Consider the following 2,088-nt stretch of genomic DNA (forward strand, 5'->3'; position numbering starts at 1 on the left):
TAGAGTTCTTCCTTATGGGAATTTCCACCGAATAATTTGAATTTCTTATTGGAATCCTTTTCCAAATCATAGATTATTGTATCCAAATCTGCAACAAGCAAATAGTCTGAGAATTTATTGAATAAGCCGGAAGCATGCTGATAATGCTGCAATAATTTAATTAATTCCAATGATTTCTCCGGATTGTTGAACCAATACTTGCTAAGTAAGATGGAACTGTCCACTAAGTTAACGCTTTCGCTATTTAAAATATTGAGTGCAGTGATTGAATCCTCATATTCCTTTAGTGTATTTGGAATCTTTATTCCATAAACTTCATTGATAATATTCATTTCGTATCTGAAATCAGTCAAGGATTCAAGGCTGTCTCTAATCAATAATTCAATTTCCCTTAAATCTGCAGGGAGTAAACTCTTAGGATTACAGTAGCTCCAAGGATTATTTTTGGATATTGTTGAGTATAATTCTGCTAAATTCTCCAAGGATATTATAATATCATCCAATTCCTTCATAGTCAAATCTTCAGCATTATTGAATCTAACTAAAGGCAATAATTTGCTTTGTTTTGAGAAATAATCCTCTGAAGACTCTTTCATACCATATAATTCAAATGGACTAAGCCTTACATTAGCTACCGGATGATGTATAACTTCTGCATATTGATCCAATTGGTCACGTAAGTTTTCAAGCTTTCTAAGGGTTTGATCCAATTTCAAGTCTCTTGTAGCCCTTACATTAGTTGCCTTCTTAAGATTTTTCAATAGTTGTTTTCGTCTTGTCTTATGGGAATGCAATTCCAAAACGAATTTTCCAAGACCTACACTATCCAATCTGCTTTTTACAACTTCCAATGCAGCCATCTTTTCACTTACGAAAAGAACAGTTTTTCCTTCTGCAATAAGTTCTGCAATTAGGTTAACGATGGTTTGTGACTTACCGGTTCCAGGAGGTCCTTCTACAACTAAGTTATGACCTGCCTTAACGTTTTCTATTACTGCAATCTGTGAAGAGTCTGCATCTAAAACTTGATACATTGTCTTATAATGTAATTTTTCATCAACATCCTCTTCCTCAAATGTATCTTCATAAACATTTTTGCTTGGATTGAATATGGACTGAATAAGCTCATTTTTAGTTAAATCAACATCTTCACTCCAGCTTTCTGGATTTAAGTCGTTGTACATTACAAATTTTGTAAATGAGAAGAATCCTAATGCAACATCATCCCTAACATCCCATTTGCTAAATGGTCTAATTGCCTTTTTAACATCAGCCAAATATTGATTTACACCTTCAAGATGTGATGTTTGCTCAAATTTAGGAAGTTCAACACCTGCTTCACGAAGTTTAGCTTGAATTGAAATGTTGTTTTGTATATCTTCGCCAGTCCAAGATAGTGAAAATGAGTTACCTACTTTCTTACGTTCCAATGCAACAGGAATAAGTATAAGTGGAGCTAAATTCCTTTGTCTAGGTTTCTTTTTGTCAACCCACTCTATAAAACCAAGGGCTATGTATAAAATGTTGTAACCTTGCTCCTGAACCATGGTTTTGGATTGTTGGTCAATATAAAATAGCCTTTTTTGAAGCTCACTTGGAGTCAAATCTGCCTTTAATGTCTTATCTGTTTCTGATGATAAGAATTCTCTGGTCTGATCTATAAAGGTGTGAGCCCTAGATCTTTTAGTCTCCTTTTTATTTGGGGAAAAATACATTCTTTTATTTTCCAAAACAAGTATTTTATATGCATTCATTGGTGTTTGATTAATGATATTGAGATTCCTGTTTCTTGCTTTAAAGTTAAGGAGAGGATTTCTTAAGGTTAAATCCAAGAGTTCTTTTCTTAGATTTTTAAACTCCTTCTCAATATCCTTATTTGATATAGTGTTGTTTTTTGATGGTGTTCTGAATTGCATATTTTAATCCCTTTAGGTAAAATTTTAATTCAAAAATCATATAGATTTTGAAATGTTTTATAAAATTTTTAAGAATTTTTTGATACAATATTATTTATATTTATAGTGATTTATAAAGTTTTGTAAATAGCAATTTTTATATAAATGTCTAAATTAATTTTAATTCAAATAA

The 2,088-nt window shown here is 31.6% G+C and carries 1 protein-coding gene; it reads right to left on the reverse strand.

Annotation, left to right across the window (positions count from 1 at the left end):
• A partial coding sequence (locus ACKI67_RS06010) for a DUF4011 domain-containing protein (protein WP_407462536.1) occupies positions 1–1,916 on the reverse strand: 1,916 nt, incomplete at its 3' end.
• Positions 1,917–2,088 lie beyond the last annotated feature (172 nt).

It is taken from the genome of Methanobrevibacter sp., from assembly GCF_045577275.1.
Taxonomy (GTDB): Archaea; Methanobacteriota; Methanobacteria; order Methanobacteriales; family Methanobacteriaceae; genus Methanobrevibacter.